Annotated in this window: 1 protein-coding gene; it reads right to left on the bottom strand. The window is 60.9% G+C overall.

The window, feature by feature from the left end:
- Nucleotides 1-1,355 (bottom strand): fumarate hydratase (locus AC1DH9_RS28320; protein ID WP_477809251.1); only part of this gene is annotated, 1,355 nt, incomplete at its 3' end.
- Between the last annotated feature and the right edge of the window lie 503 nt (nt 1,356-1,858).

Below are 1,858 nucleotides of genomic sequence, written 5' to 3'. Positions count from 1 at the left end.
GATTTCTTGATCGCTTGCGCCACCAGGTAAGCCGCGCCGCCCACTGCCATCAGGTAAACAGCCTTGTGGTCCTTGATCGCTTCGATCGCGGTCGGGCCACGTTCGGATTTGCCGATCATGCCCAACAGGCCGGTTTGCTCGAGGATCTGGCGAGTGAACTTGTCCATCCGCGTAGCGGTGGTCGGGCCGGCTGGGCCCACCACTTCTTCGCGCACCGGATCGACCGGGCCGACGTAGTAGATGAAGCGACCCTTGAGGTCCACCGGCAGGGTTTCACCCTTGTTCAGCATCTCGACCATGCGCTTGTGCGCGGCGTCGCGACCGGTGAGCATCTTGCCGTTCAGCAGGACGGTTTCGCCCGGCTTCCAGCTCTGCACTTCTTCCGGGGTCAGGGTGTCGAGGTTGACGCGGCGAGCCGACGGGCCGGCTTCCCAGACGATTTCCGGGTAAGCGTCCAGCGGTGGCGCTTCCAGCGACGCCGGGCCAGTGCCGTCGAGCACGAAGTGCGCGTGACGGGTGGCGGCGCAGTTGGGGATCATGCACACCGGCAGGGAGGCGGCGTGGGTCGGGTAATCCATGATCTTCACGTCGAGCACGGTGGTCAGGCCACCCAGGCCCTGGGCGCCGATGCCCAGTTGGTTGACCTTCTCGAACAGCTCCAGGCGCATCTCTTCGATACGGTTCTGCGGGCCGCGCGCTTTCAGCTCGTGGATGTCGATGGACTCCATCAACACTTCCTTGGCCATCACTGCGGCTTTCTCGGCGGTGCCGCCGATGCCGATGCCGAGCATGCCCGGTGGGCACCAGCCAGCGCCCATTTCCGGAACGGTTTTCAGCACCCAGTCAACAATCGAGTCAGACGGGTTGAGCATGGCCATTTTCGACTTGTTCTCGGAACCGCCGCCCTTGGCTGCCACGTCGACTTCCACGGTGTTACCCGGGACGATCGAATAGTGGATCACCGCCGGGGTGTTGTCCTTGGTGTTTTTCCGTGCACCGGCCGGGTCGGCCAGGATGGAAGCACGCAGGACGTTTTCCGGCAGGTTGTAGGCGCGACGCACGCCTTCGTTGATCATGTCGTCCAGGCTCATGGTCGCGCCATCCCAGCGCACGTCCATACCTACGCGCACGAACACGGTGACGATGCCGGTGTCCTGGCAAATCGGACGGTGGCCGGTAGCGCACATGCGCGAGTTGATCAGGATCTGCGCCATCGAATCGCGGGCTGCCGGCGACTCTTCACGCAGGTAGGCCTCGTGCATCGCCTGGATGAAATCCACGGGGTGGTAGTAGGAAATGAACTGCAGGGCGTCAGCAACGCTCTGAATCAGGTCGTCTTGCTTGATCACGGTCATGAGTCGCGCTCCTCTAAAAGACGGGAACATTCAATAAGGTGCTTGCAGTTGGGGTGCATCGGTCGGCTGCAAACACCTTTACAAGGCACGCCGGGGTTGCTGGCGCGACGCTAAAAAGGCGCGGCAGTATAACGCGCCTCGAAGCCGGGCACACCCGCCGGCAGTCAAACCTTGGTCGCATGAACAGGAACATGGCAAGAGACGAAAGCTTCACACAATCATGTAGCAGCTGCCAAAGGCTGCTACGAAGTGGGTGATGTATCACCTTAAAATTGAATGGTCATTCTTGAGGTGCAACACTAAAGTGGCATCCGGCATTTCAGGGTAGGACACTGTTATCAGCCCCCTTCGCACGGTGAGCCAACGATTGACCCATAACGCTATCCAGAGTCTGTTGCTCAAGCGCTTTATTCTGGCGACGGGCACCTATGCGCTGGCGTTATTGCTGCTGTGGCTGGCGATTCTCAGCGGTCACTATCAAGGGCCGGTGCGCGGTGCGGTGA

It is taken from the genome of Pseudomonas sp. 05T35 (assembly GCF_056396605.1).
Note: the sequence above shows the minus strand (reverse complement) of the source record. Positions and strands in the feature narration are given on the sequence as shown.